The 22122-nt window shown below is 67.6% G+C and carries 22 protein-coding genes and 1 pseudogene; 14 read left to right on the forward strand and 9 right to left on the reverse strand.

Translation table 11 applies throughout. The features are described from left to right. Nucleotides 1-3 precede the first annotated feature (3 nt). Complete coding sequence (locus ACZZ98_RS05655) at nucleotides 4-492, forward strand: heme-degrading domain-containing protein (protein ID WP_463515327.1); 489 nt, start codon at nucleotides 4-6, stop codon at nucleotides 490-492. Between the two features lie 393 nt (nucleotides 493-885). Further along, entirely contained in the window at nucleotides 886-1152 is a 267-nt protein-coding gene (locus ACZZ98_RS05660; protein ID WP_463515328.1) for a hypothetical protein, read from the forward strand. Nucleotides 1153-3487: 2335 nt separating this feature from the next. Here ACZZ98_RS05660 and ACZZ98_RS05665 read toward each other — a convergent pair. Both ACZZ98_RS05665 and ACZZ98_RS05670 read right to left on the reverse strand, forming a co-directional pair. Further along, nucleotides 3488-4681 carry a glycine C-acetyltransferase gene (locus ACZZ98_RS05665; protein ID WP_463515329.1) on the reverse strand — a complete coding sequence of 398 codons (1194 nt, stop codon included), beginning with the start codon at nucleotides 4679-4681 and terminating at the stop codon, nucleotides 3488-3490. Nucleotides 4682-4880: 199 nt separating this feature from the next. After that, on the reverse strand, nucleotides 4881-5498 hold the full coding sequence (locus tag ACZZ98_RS05670) for a hypothetical protein (RefSeq protein WP_463515330.1): 618 nt from the start codon (nucleotides 5496-5498) through the stop codon (nucleotides 4881-4883). Between the two features lie 96 nt (nucleotides 5499-5594). Here ACZZ98_RS05670 and ACZZ98_RS05675 point away from each other — a divergent pair, with 96 nt between their 5' ends. Then, nucleotides 5595-6629, forward strand: coding sequence for an endonuclease/exonuclease/phosphatase family protein (locus ACZZ98_RS05675; RefSeq protein ID WP_463515331.1), 1035 nt, complete (start codon nucleotides 5595-5597; stop codon nucleotides 6627-6629). Nucleotides 6630-6674: 45 nt separating this feature from the next. Then, nucleotides 6675-7145, forward strand: coding sequence for a DUF732 domain-containing protein (locus ACZZ98_RS05680; protein ID WP_463515332.1), 471 nt, complete (start codon nucleotides 6675-6677; stop codon nucleotides 7143-7145). A gap of 265 nt (nucleotides 7146-7410) precedes the next feature. Here the strand turns inward: ACZZ98_RS05680 and ACZZ98_RS05685 are convergent, their stop codons facing one another. Together ACZZ98_RS05685 and tdh are read right to left on the reverse strand one after the other, a co-directional pair. Next, nucleotides 7411-8016, reverse strand: a complete 606-nt coding sequence (locus ACZZ98_RS05685; protein ID WP_463515333.1) for a LysE family translocator — start codon at nucleotides 8014-8016, stop codon at nucleotides 7411-7413. Nucleotides 8017-8117: 101 nt separating this feature from the next. Next, nucleotides 8118-9158, reverse strand: coding sequence for an L-threonine 3-dehydrogenase (gene tdh, locus ACZZ98_RS05690; RefSeq protein WP_463515334.1), 1041 nt, complete (start codon nucleotides 9156-9158; stop codon nucleotides 8118-8120). Nucleotides 9159-9271: 113 nt separating this feature from the next. On the opposite strand from tdh, the gene ACZZ98_RS05695 reads away from it, so the two are divergent. Together ACZZ98_RS05695 and ACZZ98_RS05700 are read left to right on the forward strand one after the other, a co-directional pair. Continuing rightward, nucleotides 9272-9790 (forward strand): SRPBCC family protein, encoded by a 519-nt coding sequence (locus tag ACZZ98_RS05695; protein WP_463515335.1) that lies wholly within the window; start codon nucleotides 9272-9274, stop codon nucleotides 9788-9790. After that, entirely contained in the window at nucleotides 9787-10311 is a 525-nt protein-coding gene (locus tag ACZZ98_RS05700; RefSeq protein WP_463515336.1) for a TetR/AcrR family transcriptional regulator, read from the forward strand. The genes ACZZ98_RS05695 and ACZZ98_RS05700 overlap by 4 nt, the downstream gene beginning before the upstream one ends. A gap of 21 nt (nucleotides 10312-10332) precedes the next feature. Here ACZZ98_RS05700 and ACZZ98_RS05705 read toward each other — a convergent pair whose 3' ends face one another. Continuing rightward, nucleotides 10333-10830, reverse strand: a complete 498-nt coding sequence (locus ACZZ98_RS05705) for a GNAT family N-acetyltransferase (protein WP_463515337.1) — start codon at nucleotides 10828-10830, stop codon at nucleotides 10333-10335. Nucleotides 10831-11071: 241 nt separating this feature from the next. On the opposite strand from ACZZ98_RS05705, the gene ACZZ98_RS05710 reads away from it, so the two are divergent. From ACZZ98_RS05710 to ACZZ98_RS05725, 4 genes are all read left to right on the forward strand, one after another. Next, a complete protein-coding gene (locus ACZZ98_RS05710) occupies nucleotides 11072-11413 on the forward strand; it encodes a DUF485 domain-containing protein (protein ID WP_463515338.1) in 342 nt (113 codons plus the stop codon). Nucleotide 11414: 1 nt separating this feature from the next. Next, nucleotides 11415-13067: a solute symporter family protein gene (locus ACZZ98_RS05715; RefSeq protein WP_463515339.1), complete on the forward strand. Its 1653-nt coding sequence runs from the start codon at nucleotides 11415-11417 to the stop codon at nucleotides 13065-13067. A gap of 165 nt (nucleotides 13068-13232) precedes the next feature. Further along, complete coding sequence (locus ACZZ98_RS05720) at nucleotides 13233-13790, forward strand: helix-turn-helix domain-containing protein (RefSeq protein ID WP_463515340.1); 558 nt, start codon at nucleotides 13233-13235, stop codon at nucleotides 13788-13790. Beyond that, nucleotides 13787-14326, forward strand: a complete 540-nt coding sequence (locus ACZZ98_RS05725; RefSeq protein ID WP_463515341.1) for a DUF6036 family nucleotidyltransferase — start codon at nucleotides 13787-13789, stop codon at nucleotides 14324-14326. Before ACZZ98_RS05720 ends, ACZZ98_RS05725 begins: the two co-directional genes overlap by 4 nt. Before the next feature lie 6 nt (nucleotides 14327-14332). Here ACZZ98_RS05725 and ACZZ98_RS05730 read toward each other — a convergent pair whose 3' ends face one another. Both ACZZ98_RS05730 and ACZZ98_RS05735 read right to left on the reverse strand, forming a co-directional pair. Then, entirely contained in the window at nucleotides 14333-14500 is a 168-nt protein-coding gene (locus tag ACZZ98_RS05730) for a DUF1990 family protein (protein WP_463515342.1), read from the reverse strand. 49 nt (nucleotides 14501-14549) lie between these two features. Continuing rightward, nucleotides 14550-14867, reverse strand: a pseudogene (locus ACZZ98_RS05735) (DUF1990 family protein); the annotation flags it as partial. Between the two features lie 142 nt (nucleotides 14868-15009). On the opposite strand from ACZZ98_RS05735, the gene ACZZ98_RS05740 reads away from it, so the two are divergent. Beyond that, on the forward strand, nucleotides 15010-15546 hold the full coding sequence (locus tag ACZZ98_RS05740) for an AMIN-like domain-containing (lipo)protein (RefSeq protein ID WP_463515343.1): 537 nt from the start codon (nucleotides 15010-15012) through the stop codon (nucleotides 15544-15546). Nucleotides 15547-15678: 132 nt separating this feature from the next. Here the strand turns inward: ACZZ98_RS05740 and ACZZ98_RS05745 are convergent, their stop codons facing one another. Further along, a complete protein-coding gene (locus ACZZ98_RS05745) occupies nucleotides 15679-16572 on the reverse strand; it encodes a phenylalanine 4-monooxygenase (protein ID WP_463515344.1) in 894 nt (297 codons plus the stop codon). 254 nt (nucleotides 16573-16826) lie between these two features. On the opposite strand from ACZZ98_RS05745, the gene ACZZ98_RS05750 reads away from it, so the two are divergent. The 3 genes from ACZZ98_RS05750 (at nucleotide 16827) to acs (ending at nucleotide 20468) form a co-directional block, all read left to right on the forward strand. Next, nucleotides 16827-17450: a DUF6318 family protein gene (locus ACZZ98_RS05750; protein ID WP_463515345.1), complete on the forward strand. Its 624-nt coding sequence runs from the start codon at nucleotides 16827-16829 to the stop codon at nucleotides 17448-17450. Nucleotides 17451-17578: 128 nt separating this feature from the next. Continuing rightward, nucleotides 17579-18292 (forward strand): hypothetical protein, encoded by a 714-nt coding sequence (locus ACZZ98_RS05755; protein ID WP_463515346.1) that lies wholly within the window; start codon nucleotides 17579-17581, stop codon nucleotides 18290-18292. Nucleotides 18293-18503: 211 nt separating this feature from the next. Beyond that, nucleotides 18504-20468: an acetate--CoA ligase gene (gene acs / locus ACZZ98_RS05760; RefSeq protein ID WP_463515347.1), complete on the forward strand. Its 1965-nt coding sequence runs from the start codon at nucleotides 18504-18506 to the stop codon at nucleotides 20466-20468. A 105-nt stretch (nucleotides 20469-20573) separates the two neighbouring features. Here acs and ACZZ98_RS05765 read toward each other — a convergent pair whose 3' ends face one another. After that, nucleotides 20574-22118, reverse strand: coding sequence for an acyl-CoA synthetase (locus ACZZ98_RS05765; protein ID WP_463515348.1), 1545 nt, complete (start codon nucleotides 22116-22118; stop codon nucleotides 20574-20576). Between the last annotated feature and the right edge of the window lie 4 nt (nucleotides 22119-22122).

Raw genomic sequence — 22122 nt, forward strand, 5'->3', positions numbered from 1 at the left:
AGTTTGTCACCACGGGAAGCGTGGCCAAGTCTGGATGAGTTACTCAAAGAGGAGTCAGAGATCGTGCTTCCGGCCCTGTCCGAGAAGGTCGCCTACGACTTGGGTCGGCACGCGACGGACGCTGCGTGGGCAGAGGGCCTAACAGTCGTCGTCGGTATTTGGCGCGGCGAGCACCAGCTCTTCCATGCCGCCCTCCCAGGCTCGACACAGGACAACGACGAGTGGTTGCAGCGCAAGGGGCGGGTTGTCAGGCGCTTCGAGCACTCGTCGCTCTACATAGGGCAGCTCTGCAGAGATCAAGACACCACCTTGTCTGAGAAGTTCCTGCTGCCGCCTTGGCAGTACGCGGCGCACGGCGGGGCAGTACCGCTTCGCGTTGACGGCGTGGGCGTCGTCGGCTGGATGGGCGCGTCCGGTTTGCCACAGCTTGACGACCACAGGTTCGTAGTCCGCATCCTGCGGGAGCACCTGAGCTCCATCCTCAACTTATAGTCGCATCGCTAGGAGTGGCATGGCTTCTAGTTACTTAGTCCCGCTCACACCGGACGCACCATCAGGGAACTGGGCGTATTGCCCTGGACAGAGTCAGGTACCCACTGGCCCATGAAACGCCATGTCGTTCCGATATCTTGAACATCGAGGCTCTTGGATCTCCAACCGCTTCTGCCTTCTCCCACGGTGAGCTTACCGAAGCGAGAAGTCCGCCGAAGTTTGGCCCGCTGAGGAGTGCACGTCGTCTGGACGCTATGTCCCACCGACCGCACCGGCGATGAGGTTTGCGCCATCAGCGCGGGGAGCGACGCGACCAGCGCACGAGAACAGATCTAACTTCGCCTCATGCTAGAAGTACTCGCGGCGATCCGGCTGCGGTCGTAGTATTTGCAGATGACCAATAACCCCGAACAAGAGCGAGATCTGGATGCCGAGGAGCGTGCCTTCGCGCAACGCGGCTGGAACTTTGTCGTCAAAGTCAGCACGCCAACCTCGCCACCGAATCCGCCCGACCCGCGTGTTCAATCCCTTAGTTATGCAAAGGCATCCAAAGTGGGCGACGACCGGCACTTTCACGCGGACGGGTCCTCGAAGGACGACGCTCGAGCGAGGTTGCTGGACCAGATGTTTGCAGAGATTGACGTCACCGAGGGACGCTAATCACGGACCGAACTACGTGGATGACACCAAGCCGGACAAGCGAGCATTCCTGCGGCTAACTGGTTTCCCGACCAAGCCGCCTCGCACTTCTCAACGAAGGCGCGGCCTCCTTCGGCCGCATCACTTGAGGTGGTCTCGCCAAATTCTCACGACGCCTCCTGCACCCTGCAGCCTCCCGCATCGACCGTTGAGATCTCGTGCGTAGTTGGCAGTACGGGCGGTAAGCCGCACTACCCATTACCCTGACTCGGACGGCGAGTGCGCCGTAGCATATGTCCGCTACGGGATCGAGGCGCGCACGAGTTCGCCCCCGTGTCGACAGCACTTCACGAGCACAAGGCGTCGGACCCTAGTGATAACTTCGTGACGTCCACATGTAAGCCAGTACCTCATGATCGGGGCAACATGAACTCCATTCCAGTGGTGGTGGTTGTGGACACGTGGAATCTCCGTGGACAAGTGTTTGACGTCTTGGGCGAGCGGAGGTACCCCAGCGTTGACGGGATCAAAGCCGCCTTGTCGAGGTTTGGGTTCGACGTTCAGCATGTCTACGCAGCAATGGGTATTGATCCGCCGCAGTCGCACGTGACACCCCGACTAATCGCGGCACTAGCGAGTTCGCAGCGCTTCGCCGACGTCATCAGCGGCAACCCCGACGCGACGCTCTTGCGCGGTCGTCTCGTCGACAGAGGCAAGCTCGAGGAGAAGCTCGTCGACGTACTGTGCGCGCTCCAGGTACTACGCTGTGCCATCGAGATGGTGACTGGAGTGAGCAAAGCGAAGGCCGTCGTCGTCCTATCTGAGGACATCGACTTAACCCCTTCCTACGCCATGGCCAGAGAGTTCAACGTCCCTGTCTTCGCCATGGCCAATGAAACGGTCCACACTAGGCCCGGATCTTGGGCCATCCTTGGGGACTCGTCATTCATACGTCTGTGCGGCAGGGCTTGGGGTTCGCAGCAGGGGCACGACAAGCGACGGACTCTAGTTTCGCATCTTCAGTCACCTCAAGTGGCGCGCACGTATGAAGTGCGCTACCTAGATAACAAGGCAGGCGCCTACGTCCTGCGGCACCGAACAGGGGTCGAGGGCCTTCTTCCACAGTCGGTCGCTCAACGCGCCTTCTCACCTGGAGACAGACCGGAGCTCCACGCAGTGGGCGTTGACTTTGGGCCTGACCGCCAAGACTTTCCCAAGCTTCCGACTCGCGGCCGCACCCGTCCCTCAGGTCACAAGTTCGGTGCAGTCAGCAACGGTGGTCAGTTGGAAGTCTGCGACCCGCGTGCAGGTTCGGGCCAACCGCGACTGGACCCTAGACGCGAGCCCTGGAACCCTCCTGCCTGGTATGCGTGTCCTGGTCGACACGACTCCAGCAAGCCGACCCGTTCTGGTTGGGGCCGTCGACATCCTGACGCGCATGCCCGGGTGGCGTAATCCGACTGATCCTGAACTTGTGACCGTCGAGCAGGCCGCTGCATCGCCCGGCGCATTAGTCCGTGCGTCCAACGGCAGCGGACGCTTCGTGCTGCTTCCTGGCTCCAATGAGACTCCTCAGGCGGGCGAACGTTTTGCTGCTGTCCCTATCCAGTGCGACAACTCAGGAACTGTCACACACGTCGCGGCAGTATCCTCCGCGCTTCCATAACCAAGTCGTGACCTTGAGCAGGGGCGGTGGGGTTGACGTGGGGGCCCTCAACAAGCCACTATTGACCTGCGCGCCCTCGGGTTGCGCTTACAGCATTGCCGGACTATCGGGCCGGTGGGAGGGGGCAGCGACGCTGCCCCCTCTCTTGTTGTGCGCAGTTGGGACTCGATGAGTCCCGCCTTCCGACCCCTGGCTTGGCACGGCTACGTGGAGAGTCAGGCAAACCCACTGCGATAAACCTTGGTCTCGCTACTCGGATTCTGGCGCGATCCCCATGCCTTCCGCCGCAAGCCGCTCCTCGCCAACCGGACCTCAGCCAGTCGCTGGGGTCAATGCGGGCCATCGAGAATACGCAGAAACCGGCGCCACACACGCGTCTGATGTCGACGGGCCGACTCGTGAACCCTGCGCCCATTAGATCCCCGACGACGCGTCGATAAGACGGAACGTGAGCTGGACCTCCCAAGGAAGACCTCCGCGGCCCCTTACTGTGAGAGACCTCTGTGAGTTCCAGGGCGCCTGCGTTGCCGTAGTGGACAGAAAAGTTCGGCTCTCTGTCAAAGTAGAACCCCCGACCCCCTTCGCCTGGGTCCGGTTCACCCAACCGAAATTCGCCGTCCGTCCGTGAGTCTTCGATGTGGAACCGGGGACCTCACAGCCGGTGTGACCTTCATGAGCCAAGCCGTCCGGTCACGCGCCCGTACCACGCGCAGTCGTGAAGGCGTCGACGCAGCGGCGCACGTCTTCCTCGGAGTGAGCAGCGCTCAGCTGCACCCGAATTCGCGCCATGCCACGCGGCACGACCGGGAACGAGAACGGGATGACATAGACCCCATCAGCCAACATCCGATCAGCAACCTCGGCCGCCAGCCGCGCGCCATCGTCTCCCGGGAACATCACCGGCGTGATCGGGTGCGATCCCGGCAACAGCTCGAACCCGGCCTCCGTCATCAGCTCACGGAACAGCGTGGTGTTCGCCACCAGCTGCTCCCGAGCCTCCGACGACGTGTCCACGAGCTCCAGAGCCTTCAACGACCCGGCCACAACACCTGGCGCCACCGAGTTCGAGAACAGGTACGGCCGCGAGCGCTGACGCAGCAGGTCCACGATCTCCTGGTGCGCCGCGACATACCCGCCGCTCGCCCCTCCCAGCGCCTTGCCCAGCGTCCCTGTCACGATGTCGACGCGGTCCTGCACGCCGAACAGCTCCGGCGTACCCCGCCCGTTCGGCCCGACGAACCCGACCGCGTGCGAGTCATCGACCAGCACCATCGCCTCGAACTCGTCCGCCAGGTCGCAGATCTCGTCGAGCGGCGCATAGAACCCGTCCATCGAGAACACGCCATCGGTCACGATCACCTTGCGACGAGCCCCCGCCGCGACAGCCGCCTCAAGCTGAATCCGCAGGTCCATCATGTTCGCGTTCTTGTAGCGATACCGCGCAGCCTTGCTCAGCCGCACCCCGTCGATGATCGACGCGTGGTTGAGCTCGTCGCTGATGATCGCGTCCTCCGCGCCGAACAGCACCTCGAACACTCCCCCGTTGGCGTCGAAGCACGACGAGTACAGGATCGTCGCCTCCGTCCCGAGGAAGGTGCTCAGCGCCTTCTCCAGCACCGAGTGCTGCGTCTGCGTGCCACAGATGAACCGCACCGACGCCATCCCGAAGCCCCACTCGTCGAGGGCCTTCTTCGACGCCTCGACGACCTCCGGGTGGTCCGCGAACCCGAGGTAGTTGTTGGCGCAGAAGTTCAGCGCCTCACCACCACTCGTCCCCACGTGCGAGCTCTGCGGCGTGGTCAGCTCACGCTCGCGCTTGTAGAGGCCTGCCGCCTCGATCTCGGCCAACGTCTCAGCGAGCTCGGCCTTCACGGATCCGTACACGGCATACCTCTCGTTGGTTCGTCACAGACGAAAGCCAATGTATGCCGTCCGCTCACCGGGAGCCGCGCGGCTCGTTCGCGTCGTGAGAACCGCTCCGAAGCAGCAGCGGGAGCGAGCCTCGATGCCCGAGCAGCCGGCGGTCAGGTGGCCAGCAACCATCCCATCCGCTTGCGTTCCGTGCCGCGCGTGGACGGAGTCGTCACCACTGCGTGAGCACCCGCCCGCTCCCTCCACACGTGCTGCACACGGTCGAGTGCACCTGGGGCGCGGCCGGCCCGTCGTCGCCCGGGCCGGTCAGCCGGTCGTCACCCCGGGCGGTCAGCTGGTCGTCGCCCACGGACGTGACCGCGACTCCGCGCTTGGCCGCTGCGAAAGCCGCCTCCAGTCGGGCCGCGAAGTCCGGCGAGCGTGGCTCGGCCGGCTGCACCGGCTGAGCCACGGGAGCCGCGACACCCGGATAGGGGTCGGCCAGCGCGCGCAGCCCCGCGGCCACGTTCTGAACGCCCTCCGCTCCGGCGGACACCCCGATCGAGACGGCATCCGCCACGTGCGCGTTGCGGTTGCTGGAGTCGACCTGCGCCTGGGCCAGGCTCACCAGGAGCCGGTCGAGCGCCCCTTCACCTGACGCATTCGGGTGGGCCGCCGCCTCGCCGGGCTTGGCGCGCAGCGTGTCCAGGGCATCGGCCACCCGCTTCACGCCTTCCAGACCGCCACCCAACGTGGTGTTGACCGCCGCGTTGACCTCCTGCTGACGCTGCACCGACGTCTGCTGCGCATTCTGCAGCCGGGCCAGCAGCTCCGAGAGTTGATCCGACACAGGACCCTCCTTCGCTCGCACCTCTGCGGACTCCTCACTTTCCTCCGCCGACACCACAGGCGGCATGACCCGTTAGGAAGGGCCCGCGGACGCCGCATGACTAGTGCGCACTCCGTCGGGTATGCCGTCCGCGCACCTTCTCCGGTCGCGGCCCACGCGCGCAGTGGCTACCTTCGAAAACAGGCCGAGCCCGGTCACAGCCGCAGAGATGTCTCGCGGCATACGAGCAACGACAAAGGGACCAACACGATGAAGATGCGCATCCTCGCCGGCAGCGCGACCGTGGCAGCCGTGCTCATGGCAGGGGCGATGACGGCTCCCGCGTCGTCGGCCGACACCTCGGACAACAAGCTGAGGGTGGTGCAGCACAACACCGACATGGGCGGTCACCAGTCAGCCATCGCCGAGGCCGCGAGCTGGGGCGACGTCGACGCCGTGACCTTCCAGGAGCTCTGCGAGTCGCACAAGGAGTCCCTCGAGGCGAGCGGCTGGACGGTCCACTGGCGGATGCAGACCAGCGTCAACCCGGCGTGTCCGCCCAGCGCCGACGGCACCACCCGCAAGGGCAACGCGGTCGCCACCCGGCGCGGCATGGGTGGGACCGAGACCCGCGACCTCGGCACCTATGGCGGCCGGGACTTCAAGCTGCTCTGCGCCCAGATCACCGGCAGCGGGATCGCCAACTCCTGGGTGTGCACCACGCACCTGGCGCTGGGATACCCGGGCGCCGAGGACGGCTCCGCCAACCGCGCCGCCCAGACGGCCAAGATCACCGACACGCTCAACCCGTGGGTGACGCAGGGGCGCCGCGTCGTCCTCACCGGTGACCTCAACGCCGTCCCCGCCAGCTCCGAGCTCAGCCCCCTCTATCGCGTGCAGAGCGGAGGGACCGACACCGACAAGTTCTGGGAGGGCGACCAGAGCGACGGCACCTACTGCGCCTCCCTGTGCCGCAACATGCAGGAGACGACCGACCCGAACCCCGAGACCGGCGCGAGCCGCAAGATCGACTACTTCTTCGCCAGCTATCGCGGCGTGGACGCCCACACCGGGATGTCGAAGGGCGTCGTCCCGTCGGCCACGTCCGGCCACCACATCATCCGCGGCCAGGCCACCTTCGGTCCCCTCTGACGGGCCCGGGTCGCGCGCCGAGCATCCGGTGACTACCTTCGACGGATGCACTTCCTGCGCACGCCCCTGACCCTGGTCGCCGGCGCGTCCCTCGCGCTCACTCTCGGCGCGTGCGGCTCCGGATCCGCCGACGACCCCTCGGGTTCGACCGGGTCGACGGGCTCGACGCCCTCGGCGTCCATGTCCTCGGCGACCGATGCCCCGAGCACGAGCCCGTCGCCCACGTCGACGCCGAGCAACAGCGGCATCGTCCCGGCGAACACCTGGGCCTCGGTCTTCAAGAAGGCGGTGCCGCCGCTGGCCAGCAAGAGCGACGAGGCGGTCGCCGCCGCAGGCAAGAAGGTCTGCACCGACTTCGTGGCCGCCCCCACCGACGCGACAGCAGACGCCATCCTCAAGGGCCTGGAGTCGAGCCTGGGCCTGGACCGGACCCAGGCTCAGATCTTCGCCTCCGGGGCGATCACCCACTTCTGCACGCCGCAGGCCGACGCCTGGACCAAGGCCTCGCTCGGCTGACGCCGCGGCCTGCGCCGTCGGGCGCAGTGGCCGAGGACAGATCCGGCTTTCCCTCCCGCGCACGTTGCCACCTTGGGACGCAGAGGGCTGTGCACTGCTCGCTGGGGCGCAGCAGTGCACAGCGCGGACCGAGGACCTCCGCTCCACGGAATCCCCCACGCCCGCTCGCGCCCCCAACTCCAGGGCAGGCCGCAAGCGGAGGCACATCGAGCCCAGCGGAGCGGGCCGAGTCGGGAGGCGTTGCGCCCACTCCCTCAAACGCAGGTCAGGCCTCGCGGGACAGCCGGGCCGCGAACCCGACGAGGAACGCCCCGCTCACGGCATCGATGACCCGACGCGTCCGGCGGCGGAGCAACGTCTGGCGCACCCTCGTCGCGCCGAGCACGATGAGGGCCAGCCAGGCGCAGCCGACCACGGGAAGCACCAGCGCGTGCCCGAGCCCCACCAGCACCGGCGCGGTCGGCGCGACGAACTGCGGCAGCAGCGCGAGATAGAAGACGAGCATCTTGGGGTTCGTGAGGTTGGTCAGCGCGCCGGTGCGGAAGCCGCGCGCCATGCCGGAGTCGGTGGCGGCGTCGCCCTCGGCGTAGCTGCCCGCGAGCGCCGAGCGCCAAGCGGTGATGCCGAGCCAGACGAGGTAGGCGACCCCGGCCCACTTGATCACCTGGAAGAGCGGCTGCACCCGCACGATGACCGCGCCCACGCCGACGGAGGCGAGCACGCCCTGCATCGCCGACCCGGCACCGATGCCGAGGACCGTGCCGAAGCCGGCCCGTCGCCCGGCCGCCACCGTGTTGCGCAGCGTGACAAGCACGTCGACGCCGGGTGTCACGATGACAGCAAGGACAACAACCAGGTATGCCGCAGTCATGCCTCCCAGCCTGCCATCCCGGTCCGTCCAAACGGGTCCGAGCGGGTCGGGGCGCGTGCCGAGCTCACCCAAGAGGACGGTTGGGACGCAGGTCCGGGCGCTCAGCTCCAGTCGAGGACGACCTTGCCGCACTGACCCGACCGCGCGACCTCGAAGCCCTTGGCCCACTCCTCCGCCGGGAAGCGATGGGTGATGACGGACTGCACGGCGTCGCGCAGCTTGGCGCTCGTCGCGAGCATCGACCCCATGAGGTACCAGGTCTCGAACATCTCGCGCCCATAGATGCCACGGATGGTGATCATGTGGGTGATGACCCGGCCCCAGTCGATCGGGTAGGGGTCCTTGGGCAGACCGAGCATCGCCACACGCGCGCCGTGGTTGAGGTTGGCGAGCATGTCCTCGACCGCCAGCGGGGCGCCACTCATCTCGAGGCCGATGTCGAAGCCCTCGAGCATGCCGAGCTGCTCCTGCGCCCACGCGAGGTCTTCCCCACGCGCGACGTTGACGCAGAGGTCGGCTCCGGCTCCCTTGGCCAGCGACAGCCGCTCGTCGCTCATGTCGGTCACGGCGATGCGCCGCGCGCCGGCGTGACGAGCGATCGCCACGGCCATGACCCCGATCGGTCCGGCGCCGGTGACGACGACGTCCTCCCCCACGACCGGCCACTGCAGCGTCGTGTGGGTGGCGTTGCCGAGGGGGTCGAAGATCGCCCCGAGGTCGGGGTCGAGGTCGGCCGGCTGGAGCCAGGCGTTCGTCGCCGGGATGACGACGAAGTCGGCGAACGCACCGTCGCGGTTGACGCCCACGCCCACCGTGTTGATGCAGAGGTGGCGGCGACCGGCCCTGCAGTTGCGGCAGTTGCCACAGACGAGGTGTCCCTCGCCGGAGACCCGGTCGCCGACCTTGAGGTGCCCGACGAGCGCGCCCACCTCGACGACCTCGCCATAGAACTCGTGCCCGATCGTCATCGGTGCCTCGACGACCGAGGCCGCCCAGTCGTCCCACTGCTCGAGGTGGAGGTCGGTGCCACAGAGCCCTGCCCGCAGCACGCGGATCTTGACGTCGGCATCACCGCACACGGGCTCTGGGACGTCGATGAGCTGGAGGCCGGGCCCGGCTTCGGTCTTCACGAGTGCGCGCACGGCGCCCATCATGCCCTCCGCGGTGCGCGGGTTAGGAATATTGACGGGCTAACGCTGTTAGCCTAATGTAGCTAACAGCGTTAGCCCACACCACCAGACCCAGGAGTCCGACCATGACCATCTTGCGCATCGCCCTCATCGCCACGGCAGCCGTCGCGGCCCTCGCCCTGACCGCCGTCCTCCTCCACCGCGAGCAGCGGGTCGAGCGGTTCGTCGACATCGCCGCCCCGCCCGCGAAGGTGTGGGCCGCACTCACGGACTTCGCGGCATACCCGGAGTGGAACCCGTTCATCCGCGAGCTGAGCGGGACGGCGCGCACCGGCGCCACGCTCACCGTCGAGATCCACCCGGCGGGCGGCAAGGCCATGACGTTCACACCGACCGTCCTCGCCGCCGAACCAGGGCGTGAGCTGCGCTGGCTCGGCCGCGTCGTCATGCCCGGCCTCCTCGACGGCCAGCACGCGTTCACCCTCGAGGCGATCCCGGGAGGCACCCGGCTCACCCAGAGCGAGGACTTCTCCGGCGTGCTCGTCCCCTTCGTCGGCTCGGCGCTCGACGTCGGTGACGACTTCGCGGCGATGAACGCCGCGCTCCGGGACCGCGTGGAGGCCAGCGCTAGCATCACCCGATGACCTGCCCCCAGGCGCTCGACCCCAGCCTGCTCCTCACCCCACGCGCCTGTCAGGTCGTCGACGCCGCCCGCACGGTGCTGGAGCGCCAGGGCTGGGAGGCGCTCACGATGCGCACCCTCGCCGACGAGCTCGGGATCGCGGCGCCCTCGCTCTACAAGCACTTCAGCAGCAAGGACGCCCTCAAGACCCAGCTCGTGGCGCTCGCGCTCAAGGAGAACGGCGAGGCCCTCAGGCCGGTGACGACGGTGTCCCGGCTGGTGCGGCGCTATCGCGAGACCGCGACCTCGAACCCGCAGCTCTATCGCCTCTCGACCTCCGGCCCCCTCGACCGCGCCGCCTTGCCGCCCGGCCTCGAGGAGTGGTCGGGGACACCGTTCTTCGAGGCGACGGGCGACCCCCACCGTGGCCAGGCGCTGTGGGCCTCCGCGCACGGCATGGTGATCCTCGAGCTCGACGGCCGCTTCCCCACGGGCAGCGCACCCGAGAGCACGTGGCGCGAGCTCGTCCGTCACTTCAGCTGACGGCGGCTCCGGGCGCTCTCGTCAGCGCAGGTGCTTGCCGTAGCAGCGGACGAAGGGTGAGCTCGCGTAGTGGCCGAACGGCACGACCGGCCCGTAGCCCGTCGCCTCGTAGAGCCCCATCGCGTCCGGCTGCATCGTGCCCGTCTCGAGGACGAAGCGCTCCACGCCCTCGGCCCGCGCCGACTCCTCCAGGCGCGCCAGCACGCGCCGGGCCACCCCTCGCCCACGGGCGACCGGGGAGACGAACATCCGCTTGATCTCGGCGACCGCGTCACCCTCGAAGCGCTCGGCGAGGTCGCGACGCCACCGCCAGCCGCCCATGCCGACCGGCTCGTCGTCGAGCAGGGCCAGCACGAAGCGGCCCTGCGGCGGCATGAACTCCGTCGGGTCCACCGGCGACTCGTCCGGAGTCCCGTAGATCACGACATAGTGCGACTGCACCTCGTCGACGAGGCGCTGCACCCGCTCGTCGACGAAGAGCGCATCCGTGATGGACAGGGCAGGCCGGTCGATCTCCACCCTGCTATCCAACAACACCTCCCCGACAGCCCGTGGCCGGCACCGACACAGACCTTTTCGCGTATGCCGTCGCGACCGCTCGTCGCTTCTCACCGGCCGCTCGGCGCACCTGCCCGGGCCACCCGACGAAGGCCCGCATCCGCCCGGCGCGAGCCGGAGCGGAAGGCGCGCGGACGGCATACCGGAGCATCGACAGTGGGGGTGACCCGGACACTTCCGGGACCGACCACTGGAGGTGCCCGTGAGCAACGAAGCTCGCACCCGCGGCGACGAGGATCCCTACGTCGCCATGCAGACCACCGACGAGTTCCAGGCGCTGCGCAAGAAGTTCCGCGGCTTCGTCTTCCCGATGACGGCCTTCTTCCTCGTCTGGTACTTCGTCTACGTCCTGCTGTCGACCTTCGCCCCCGGCTTCATGGGCACCAAGGTCTTCGGCAACATCAACATCGGCCTGCTCTTCGGCCTCGGACAGTTCGTCACGACGTTCGCGATCACGATCACCTATGCCCGCTGGGCCAACCGCGAGCTCGACCCGTTGGCCGACGCCATCGGTGCGCGTCTCGACGGCGTGAAGGAGCACTGAGATGACCTCACTCACGGGCATGGTCCCCACCGAGACCACCCAGGTCGGCTCCCCCGCCCTCAACATCGCCATCTTCGTCGGCTTCGTCCTCGTCACCCTCGTCGTCATCGTCAAGGTGGCCAGCGGCAAGAAGACGGCCGGTGAGTTCTACACGGCCAGCGGCGGATTCTCAGGACGTCAGAACGGCGTCGCCATCGCCGGTGACTACCTCTCTGCCGCAAGCTTCCTCGGCATCGCCGGCGCCATCGCGCTGCAGGGCTATGACGGCTTCCTCTACTCGATCGGCTTCCTCGTCGCGTGGCTCGTCGCGCTCCTGCTCGTCGCCGAGCTGATGCGCAACACCGGCCGACTGACGATGGCCGACGTGCTGTCCTACCGCCTCAAGCAGCGCCCGGTGCGCATCGCCACCGCCATCTCGGTGCTCGCGGTGTCGTTCTTCTACCTGCTCGCCCAGATGGCCGGCGCCGGTGGCCTCGTGTCGCTGCTGCTGGGCATCGAGGGAGAGGGCGCGCAGAACCTCGTCATCGCCGTCGTCGGCATCGTGATGATCGCCTACGTCCTCATCGGCGGCATGCGAGGCACCACGTGGGTCCAGATCATCAAGGCGGTCCTGCTCATCGCGGCCACCGCGATCATGACCGTCTGGGTGCTCGGCAAGTACGGCTTCAACCTCTCTGGCTTGCTCGGCGCGGCCGTTGACAAGAACCAAGGTGTCGGCGAGAAGCTGCTCGAGCCCGGCGTGAAGTACGGCGTCTCGACGACGACCAAGATCGACTTCATCTCGCTGTCGCTCGCGCTGGTCCTCGGCACCGCCGGCCTTCCGCACGTGCTGCAGCGCTTCTACACCGTCCCCACCAGCAAGCAGGCTCGGAAGTCGGTCGAGTGGGCCATCTGGCTGATCGGTGGCTTCTACCTGCTCACCCTCGTCGTCGGCTACGGCGCCGGTGCGCTCGTGGGCGCGGAGACGATCAACGCGGCTCCGGGCAAGGCGAACTCGGCTGCTCCGCTGCTCGCGTTCGAGCTCGGCGGGTCGCCGTTCCTGGGGATCGTGTCGGGCATCGCGTTCGCGACGATCCTCGCGGTCGTGGCCGGGCTGACGATCACGGCGAGTGCGACGTTCGCGCACGACATCTACAAGGAGGTCATCACGCGCGGCAAGTCGACCTCCGACCAGGAGGTCCGGGTCGCCCGCATCTCCGCCGTCGCGATCGGTGTCATCGCCATCCTCGGTGGCATGTTCGCCAAGAGCCAGAACATCGCCTTCCTCGTGGCGCTGGCCTTCGCAGTCGCCGCCTCGGCCAACCTGCCGACGATCCTCTACTCGCTGTTCTGGAAGCGGTTCAACACCCAGGGCGCGCTGTGGTCGATCTATGGCGGGCTCATCTCGACGATCGGCCTGATCATCTTCAGCCCGGTCGTGTCCGGCAAGGCGCCTCTGGTCGAGGGCGGGCCGTCCCCGTCGATGATCACCAACCCGGACATCGACTTCTCGTGGTTCCCGCTCGACAACCCGGGCCTCGTGACGATCCCGCTGGCGTTCTTCCTCGGCTGGCTCGGCACGGTCCTGAGCAAGGAGCACAACGCGCAGAAGTACGCCGAGATGGAGGTGCGCAGCCTCACCGGTCACGGCGTGGGCAAGGCCCTCGACCACTGACCCATCACCTCGTGTGCCCCAGCGTTCCCTTCCCGGGACCGCTGGGGCACACGACGTTGAGGGGGTATGCCGCCAAGTTGCCGGACGCAAAGGTGCCGTCGCGATGCTTCCACGCGATCTATGTGCAGGATATGTTTATCCATATTTGGGTATATATTTGGTGGCGTGAACTCATCCGACCGTCTTCGTCAGCGCCTGACGGCGCTCATCGAGGCTGCGGGCTTCAACCAGAGCCAGGCAGCCCATGCCGTCGGATGCACACCGTCCCGCCTCGGGGACTACTTGGCGGGTCGAACCGTCCCGTCGGCGATGGTTCTGCTCGAGCTCGAGGATGCGGCGGAGCAAGCAGAGAAACGTACGTGGATGCGGGCCGCGGATGTCATTGATGCCGTGGCCACCTACTCCGAGTCCAACCCGTTGTGGGCCATGCGCGTGCTGCTCCAAGGACGCGACCAGTCCCTTGCACTGAGCACGCCGACTCGTCGTGCCATCTGGGCCACAGGATCGCCCCGTCGGCCCTTGACTGGCCCTTGGAAGACCTTGGCGTACACGATCTTGCGCGAGAGTGCCCGTGACTCGCGGCCGATCCCCAAGTGGCTCGCCGCCCCCATGCCGCTGGGCGAGTCTTGGGCTCCCCTGCCCTTGAAACAGGGGCGACCCCTGCACGAGGGACTTGCCAGGCTCGGCATCGAGATCAACGAACGTGAGCTGGTCACGGCATGAGTTTTGACTTCGACGCGGCCCACATCCGGCAGTTGCTGGACGAGCTCGACCAGCGACTTCGCGTCGCGGGGATCGCTGCAGCCGTCTACATCGTCGGAGGCGCTGCGATCTCATTGCACCTTCCCGACGCCGACCGCAGGACTCAGGACATTGACGGCATCACGACCGACGGCCGACTGGCCGAGATCGTCGCGCAGATGGCTGACGAGCTCGGGCTGCCGGAGGGATGGCTCAATGGTGCTGCACGCCCCTTCCTCCCAGCCATTCCCCCTGAGGCCCTCGATCCTCCGAGCTCCCCCGGGTTGCGGGTTCAGTTGGCGTCACTCGAGCAGCTACTCGCGATGAAGCTGGCAGCAGGACGTGCGCGCGACCACGCGGACATCGCCTCCCTGGCGACGGTCTTGCAAGTTGGTCCCGCGGAAGCGACTCAGTTGACCCTCGATGCCTACGGCTCCGATGCCCTGGAGCAGCTGACCACGTTGGAGGATGTGGCGTCCGGCGCCGATGCGCTGATCCCCCATCGCCGGACTGACTGACGATGGCTAAAGGCGATCCAGGGCACGTAGGTAGCGCTGGGTCATGAAGTGCTGGGCGACTCGGCTCACCGGGCCGCCGAGCCTGGCCAGCCCCGACGCCAGCTTCGAGTCCGCGGTGATGGTGAGCGTGATGCGACCGTCGTCGAGGCGCTCGAGGACGAAGCTTCTCCTCACCGGCCTCCGGGTGCCCGGGGAGGGTGCCGTAGGTGAAGCCCCTCCGGCGTGGCTCCTCCAGCACGTCGAGGACGCGACAGGGAATTCGCAACGACAGCGGACCCAGCCCCCACCGCATCAGCACGACGGTCTCCCGCCGCAACGGGATCTCGGACGCGTGGACCTTGAGCCCCGCCCGTGAGTGCATCCGCCAGGCGCGGAGGTCCTCGGCGGCAGCGTCGAAGTCCCGGCGCGCCAGCGTGGTGGACCGCTGCAGGCGATGGTAGCCGGGGGGCGCCTCACCACCCCACCCGCCCGCGGCGGCGTAGGACAACGGGGCTGCGCGCAGCTGGGAGGCCGACTGCTCGTCGAGGAGGTGGACCGTCATGGCCCCATCATCACCGACCTCCCTTCGCGGGCGGCTCGCCGGGCCGGCATGTATCTGTCGGGGCACTTCGGTCTCCTGTGTGTCAACCGACGAGACGGCATACGCGTCTTCTCGGTGTAGTCACACCCACCAGGAGGACACCATGAACAGCAAGACCCTTCGCCGCAGCGCAGCCGCCCTGGCCCTCGGCCTCGCCGCCGCCACCGCACCCGCCGCCATCGGCGCGACCACCGCTTCCGCCGCGCCCTACTGCGGCATCACCTGGGGATCCGTCGCCAAGGCGAGCCAGACCATGAACGCCACGGCCCTCACCGGCCTGCGCGCCGGCCGCCACGCCTGCTTCGACCGGCTCGTCATCGACCACAAGGGCAAGGCCACCGGCTACGACGTGCGCTACGTCTCGGTGGTCACCCAGGACGGGTCCGGCTTCCCGGTCCCGGTCGCCGGTGGGGCCGCGCTTCAGGTCGTCGACCGCGCGGCGCGCTACACGACCGCGCCGGCCATGCCGAACGTCACCGGCTTCACGACGTTCCGTCAGGTCAAGTGGGCCGGCTCGTTCGAGGGACAGTCCACCGTCGCTCTCGGGGTGCGGGCCCGGCTGCCGTTCCGCGCCTTCACGGTCAACGACACGGCGACGGGTACGAGCCGGCTCGTCATCGACGTCGCGCACCAGTGGTGACCTGACCCGCGCCCACCCGCTCGACCCGACAAAGGACCGCTCCACCCCGGTTGGCAACTCGGGTGGAGCGGTCCTTTATCGGGTCACCCGATAATGCGGCTCCCCGGCAGCCGGGCAGCCGGGGAGGGCGGGTCAGCGGGTGGCGGCCTCGGCGCGCAGCTTGGCCGCGAGGTCGTCGTCGACGCTCTCGAAGAACGAGCCCACGACGTCCTCGAGCTGGTCCATGCCTTCGGCGCAGAACAGCACCGGCTGGTAGGCCGTGATGTCGTAGTTGAGCGTCCCCATGTCGACGAGGTCCAGGGCCCGGTGCTCCATGTGACCGAACTCGTCCATCTCGCCGTAGCTGGACAGGATGCCAGCGCCGTAGGCCTTGACCTCGCCGTGCTCGCGCATGATCCCGAACTCCATCGAGAACCAGAACACGTCGGCGACGAACTTCATCGCGTCGTCGGTCTCCAGCCGCAGCGACGCCTGGCCCGCGGCCTCGGTCATGCGCGCGAATCGCGGTGAGGCGAGCTGGTTCCCGTGCCCGATGACCTCATGGATGATGTCCGGCTCGGGGGTGTAGAGCGGCTGGCTGCCGTAGCGCAGGTACTGCGTCGAGTTGAACGTCCTCGCACCCAGGTCGCCGTAGAAGTCGCGCAGCGGCACGAGCCCCGGAGCGGCGATGTAGGTCCAGCCGGTGATCGGCTCGAGCCGCTCGCTGACCTCGTGCAGCTGGGGCACGTGCTCGGTCGGCAGGCTCAGCGCGTGCTTCGCGGCGAGGTACTCGCTGTGCGCGTACTTCTCATGCTTCGGCGCGAGCTCGTGGCTCACGGTGCGCCAGACGTCGTGCTCGGCCTCGGTGTAGTCGATCTGCGGGATCGGCTCACCACGGGTCCAGGACAGTGCGGCGCCGGCGATCTCGCCGCGGCGCTTCAGGTAGGCGGGGTCGTCGCGCCCCGGGTGGTTGTCGCTCAGGTGGACCTCGACGGTTCCGTCGTCATGCTGGGTCACGGGCGAGTACAGCTGGCCTTCTTCGAACATGGCCCACCTCCTTGTGGTCGTGTTGACCTCAGGGAACCATTCCACCGCGCAAAGCGACACCGTTGCCGAACACACTGGGCACAGAGTGCACGTTCCGACCAGCCCGAGGGACGGCATACCCAGCACTTTGTCCAACGACGCAAGCGATGGGGTATGCCGCCCGCTCACCCCTGTGGACAACTCAAGTCGCGGGTTACGCCCGTTTCCCTAGACTGACCTCAGTCCTTGACACACGACTGGGGTGGGATTCAACCGTGAACAAGACCTGGGGCCGCCATGCGGTCGTCCTCTGCATCGCCGCGTTCGGCCTGACCGGATGCGGTGGCGACGACAAGCCGAGCGCCGTGCCGACGCCCCCGTCGAGCGGTTCGGCTACGTCGCCGTCGACCTCGGCCAGCGGCCCGTCGCCGAGCGCGTCCACGAGTCCGAGCGTGAGCGTGACCGCCAGCACTTCACCGAAGGTGAACGTGCCGACGCGAGCGAAGTCACGGACCAAGCAGGGAGCCATTGCCTTCCTCAACTTCTACTTCGACCTCGCGAGCCAAGGCGTGGTCGACGCCAAGAACGCCCCGAACCTGTTTGCCATCGCCGACAAAGACTGCATCGCATGCAAGAAGACGCAGGATCTCTTCGTTGACTACGCCGAGGGTGGCTGGTCCATGAAGCAGTCGGGGGTACGGATCGACGACGCGGTGCTGGCGACCGAGGTCACCGCACCCAAAGTCATTGTGAACTTCGTCTTCGTTCAAGCCGAGGAGCCGCTGTACCAGAACGGCAAGAAGACCAGCCACAAGGTCGCCGCCGCGCGCACGCAGAAGGGTGCCGCTCTTAAGTGGGTGAACGGGGCATGGCAAATGTTCGACATCGAAGACCTCTGATCGGCGTCCTTCTAGCGTTAGGTCTGGTCTGCGTCAGCCCGGCCGCAGCGGAGGCAACACCGCCACCAGGTGACCTGGGCGGCGAGAGTACTGGCGGTGGCACGAGAGTCACGCTGACGATTGCGGAGATGCGGAAGGCGCGCGCTGACGCGGCAGCTGCGGTGGGCAAACCAGGGCCCCGGTGGCAGTACACCACCAAGATCAACTGCGTCCTCGACGTCAACCTCGACTGCCACAGCTCCACGGTTTGCCCCAATGGCCGGTTCCAGGCCACGGTCCTGCGCCGGCTGGTCAACCCCGACGGCACTCCCGTGGCCGGCGGACAGGGCACTTGGACCGGGTGGGGTCTCACGTGCTTCCCCGAAGAGATCCCTGGCAACGGCCTGCCCACGGTCGCGCAGATCATTCAGGTCTTCCGGGAGGTCGACTTCACCAAGGGCGCACTCAAGATTCAGCCCGTCGGCAACGTCACCCTCGTCAACCTGCCCACCTACTACGAGGCCACCTGGCCGGAGGCCGGTGTCGGCCCGGATGAGATCGACACCTCCGCCCTGCTCGGCTTCCGCCTCGACATCGAGGCAGCCGCCCGCTCCATGACCTACGTCTACGGCGACGGCTCCTCGAGCGACCCCACCGAGTCCTTGGGCGGTCCCCATCCCGAGGGCGACATCCGCCACACCTACACGCGGCCCGGCGTGATGCCTGCTCGCATCGACACCACGTACGGCGGCCGGTTCCGCCTCGAGGGCGGGCCCTGGATCGACATCCCCGAGACCGTCACAGTCCAGGGCACCACGGTGAACCTCACCGTCCGTGAGGCGAAGGCCCGCCTCTACCGCTGACGCGCAGCCACGACGAACGCGACAGCAAGGACGATGGCCAACCAGATCCGGCCGTAGTGCGAGCGTGTGCCGCTTGTCGCACCGTCCGCCGCAGGTCACCCGCCTCCCGGCGACGAGGAGCGGACCGGTGTTGATGCGGGCGGCCGGACACGGTTGGCTGGAGCCTGAGCGTGTTGTGCACGACGCAGTCCCCAACGACGAGGAGCCCGAAGTGACCGACGAGAACCTCTCCAGCCATCTGGCCGAGCTCGACCTCTCCCCGAGCGACGAGCTCAAGGCGCAGGCGATCGGCACCGAGGACCTCTACGCCGAGGCCGACGCCGACTACGAGGCCTTCTGGGCGCGACAGGCCCGCGAGCGCCTCACCTGGTCCAAGGACTTCGACCAGACGCTCGACTGGAGCGAGGCGCCCTTCGCGAAGTGGTTCGTCGGCGGCGAGCTGAACGTCTCCTACAACTGCGTCGACCGCCACGTCGAGGCCGGCAACGGCGACCGCGTCGCGCTCCACTTCGAGGGCGAGGCCGGCGACACCAGGACCATCACATATGCCGACCTGCTGGCTGACGTGTCCCGAGCGGCGAACGCTCTCCTCGAGCTGGGTGTGCAGAAGGGCGACCGGGTCGCGATCTATCTGCCGATGATCCCCGAGGCGATCGCGACGATGCTCGCGTGCGCCCGCCTCGGCGCTCCGCACTCCGTCATCTTCGGCGGCTTCTCGGCCGAGGCCCTGCGCACCCGCATCAACGACGCCGAGGCCAAGATCGTCGTCACTGCCGACGGTCAGTGGCGTCGCGGCAAGGCGGCCCCGCTCAAGCCCGCCGTCGACGAGTCGCTGGCCGGTGGCGACACCCCCGTCACCTCGGTCCTCGTCGTCAGGCGCACCGAGTCCGAGGTCGAGTGGACCGAGGGACGCGACGTGTGGTGGCACGACGTCGTCGACAAGCAGAGCCCCGAGCACACGGCCGAGCCGATGGACTCCGAGCACCCGCTCTTCATCCTCTACACCTCCGGGACCACGGGGAAGCCGAAGGGCATCTTCCACACGACGGCCGGCTACCTGGCGCAGACGGCATACACCAATGCTGTTGTGCACGACCTGCACCCGGAGTCCGACGTCTACTGGTGCACCGCCGACATCGGCTGGGTGACGGGCCACTCCTACATCGTCTACGGGCCGCTCGCCAACGGTGCGACGCAGGTGCTCTACGAGGGCACCCCCGACACCCCGCACCAGGGTCGGTGGTGGGAGATCATCGAGAAGTACAAGGTGTCGATCCTCTACACCGCGCCCACCGCGATCCGCACGTTCATGAAGTGGGGCTCCGACATCCCCGCGAAGTTCGACCTCTCGTCGGTGCGCGTCCTCGGCTCGGTCGGCGAGCCGATCAACCCCGAGGCCTGGCTCTGGTACCGCAAGACCATCGGCGGCGAGAAGGCCCCGATCGTCGACACGTGGTGGCAGACCGAGACCGGCGCGATCATGATCAGCCCGCTCCCGGGTGTGACGACGCTCGAGCCCGGCTCGGCGCAGCGGCCCATACCTGGCATCAGTGCCGAGATCCTCGACGACGAGGGCCAGCCGTTCACCGAGGCCGACAAGGTGGGCTACCTCGTGCTCACCAAGCCGTGGCCGTCGATGTTGCGCGGCATCTGGGGCGACCCGGAGCGCTACAAGGAGACCTACTGGAGCCGCTTCGGCCCGAAGTACTACTTCGCCGGTGACGGTGCTAAGTACGACGCCAAGGGCAACATCTGGCTGCTCGGACGCGTCGACGACGTCATGAACGTCTCGGGCCACCGGCTCTCGACCGCCGAGATCGAGTCGGCGCTCGTGTCGCACCCATCCGTCGCCGAGGCCGCGGTCGTCGGGGCCTCGGACGAGACGACCGGTCAGGCCGTCGTCGCGTTCGTCATCCTGCGCGGAGGCTCGGAGGACAAGGGCGACGAGACGGTGCAGCAGCTGCGCAACCACGTCGCCAAGGAGATCGGGCCGATCGCCAAGCCGCGCTCGATCATGGTCGTGCCGGAGCTGCCCAAGACCCGCTCGGGCAAGATCATGCGCCGCCTGCTCAAGGACGTCGCCGAGAACCGTGAGGTCGGCGACGTCACGACGCTGGCCGACTCCTCGGTCATGAACCTCATCCAGCAGGGCCTGTCCAAGGACTCCTCCGACTGAGGGACACCCACCCATCGACTTCGTGCCCGTTTGGGCGCCTTCCACCGTTGGTTCGCCGACAGCGGGAGGCCGCCCAAACGGGCACGAAGTCGCTCTGGGGTCAGGTCAGGCGAGGAGCTGGACCTTGATCTCGGACTTGAGGACCTTGCCGACCTTCGACCGGGGCAGGTCGTCCCACACCCAGACCTCCTTGGGCGTCTTGACACTGCCGAGGCGCTCCTTGACGAAGGCGATGACGTCGGCGGGCACAACGTCGTTGCCGGGCTGGGCCTGGACGACAGCGACCACCCGCTCGCCCCACTTCTCGTCGGCGAGGCCGACGACAGCACAGTCCCGTATGCCGGGGTGCGCCATGAGGGCCTGCTCCACCTCCGTGGAGTAGACGTTGAAACCACCGGTGATGATCATGTCCTTGGCGCGGTCCACGATGAAGAGGTAGTTGTCCTCGTCGAGGTAGCCGATGTCGCCGGTGTGGTGCCAGCCGTGTCGCGACGCCTCGGCGGTGGCCTCCGGGTTGCGGTGATAGCCCCGCATGACCAGCGACCCGCGCACGACGATCTCACCGCGCTCGCCGGACGGCAGCAGCCGACCGGACTCGTCCATGATCGCGACGGTGACCAGCGGCGCCGGGCGACCGGCGGAGGCCAGCCGGTTCGTGGCGATCTCACCGTCCGGAGTGAAGTGCTCGCTCGGCGGCAGCAGGGAGACCATCATCGGCGCCTCGGTCTGGCCGAAGAGCTGCGCCATGACGGGTCCGATCCGGTCCAGCGCCTCCCTCAGCCGGTCGACCGACATCGGGGCGGCGCCGTACCAGAAGCACTGCAACGAGGACAGATCCGCCGCATCCAGCGACTCGTGGCCGAGCACCATGTAGATCAGGGTCGGCGGCAAGAAGGTGTGGGTGACGCGATGCTTCTCGATGTTGGCGACGAAGCCACCCACATCGGGCGTACGCATGATGACGACCGAGCCGCCGTGGCAGAGGATCGGGAAGCACAGCACCCCCGCCGCGTGGGTGAGCGGCGCGAGCGCGAGATAGGTCGGCACGCCATCGAAGGGATAGCCCATCAGGGTGATCGCCGTCATCGCCTCGAGGTTGGCCCCGGTGAGGACGACCCCCTTGGGACGGCCCGTCGTGCCGCCGGTGCCGACGATCATGGCGACGTCGTCGACCGCGTCCCGGTCGACCTGTTCGGTGTCCTCGTCACCGGTGCCACCGCGAGCCAGGAACTCTGCCCACGTCAACGACCCCGGCACCTCACCGTCGAGGCAGACCCATGTGCGGACCTCGGGCAGGGAGTCCCGGATCGCCGCCACCACCGGCGCGAAGGACTGCTGATGGATGACGACGGCACAGTCGAAGAGCCCGAGCAGCTCGGCGTTCTCGGTCGCCTCGTTACGAGGGTTGATCGGGCACCACACCGCCCCGGCCCGGCTGATCCCGAAGACGGCGGAGAAGGCGATCGGGTCGTTGGCCGAGAGGATCGCGACCGAGGTCCCCGGCTGCACCCCGGACGCGACCAGCGCGGAGGCGACGGCATACGACAGGCCCTGCACCACGGCATACGACAGGGTTGTGTCGTCCGTGACGAGGCACGGCGCCGCCGGGTCGAGGGATGCGCCCTTGTCGAGGTAGCTGACGAGGCGCACGCGC

This window comes from Knoellia sp. AC549 (assembly GCF_979258975.1).

Coding starts and splice junctions, on each gene's coding strand:
- ACZZ98_RS05675 (WP_463515331.1), top strand. CDS start 5,595: ATGACTAGTGCGCACTCCGTCGGGTATGCCGTCCGCGCACCTTCTCCG.
- ACZZ98_RS05715 (WP_463515339.1), top strand. CDS start 11,415: ATGACCTCACTCACGGGCATGGTCCCCACCGAGACCACCCAGGTCGGC.
- ACZZ98_RS05740 (WP_463515343.1), top strand. CDS start 15,010: ATGAACAGCAAGACCCTTCGCCGCAGCGCAGCCGCCCTGGCCCTCGGC.
- ACZZ98_RS05680 (WP_463515332.1), top strand. CDS start 6,675: ATGCACTTCCTGCGCACGCCCCTGACCCTGGTCGCCGGCGCGTCCCTC.
- ACZZ98_RS05745 (WP_463515344.1), bottom strand. CDS start 16,572: ATGTTCGAAGAAGGCCAGCTGTACTCGCCCGTGACCCAGCATGACGAC.
- ACZZ98_RS05660 (WP_463515328.1), top strand. CDS start 886: ATGACCAATAACCCCGAACAAGAGCGAGATCTGGATGCCGAGGAGCGT.
- ACZZ98_RS05685 (WP_463515333.1), bottom strand. CDS start 8,016: ATGACTGCGGCATACCTGGTTGTTGTCCTTGCTGTCATCGTGACACCC.
- ACZZ98_RS05755 (WP_463515346.1), top strand. CDS start 17,579: ATGCGGAAGGCGCGCGCTGACGCGGCAGCTGCGGTGGGCAAACCAGGG.
- ACZZ98_RS05725 (WP_463515341.1), top strand. CDS start 13,787: ATGAGTTTTGACTTCGACGCGGCCCACATCCGGCAGTTGCTGGACGAG.
- ACZZ98_RS05695 (WP_463515335.1), top strand. CDS start 9,272: ATGACCATCTTGCGCATCGCCCTCATCGCCACGGCAGCCGTCGCGGCC.
- ACZZ98_RS05700 (WP_463515336.1), top strand. CDS start 9,787: ATGACCTGCCCCCAGGCGCTCGACCCCAGCCTGCTCCTCACCCCACGC.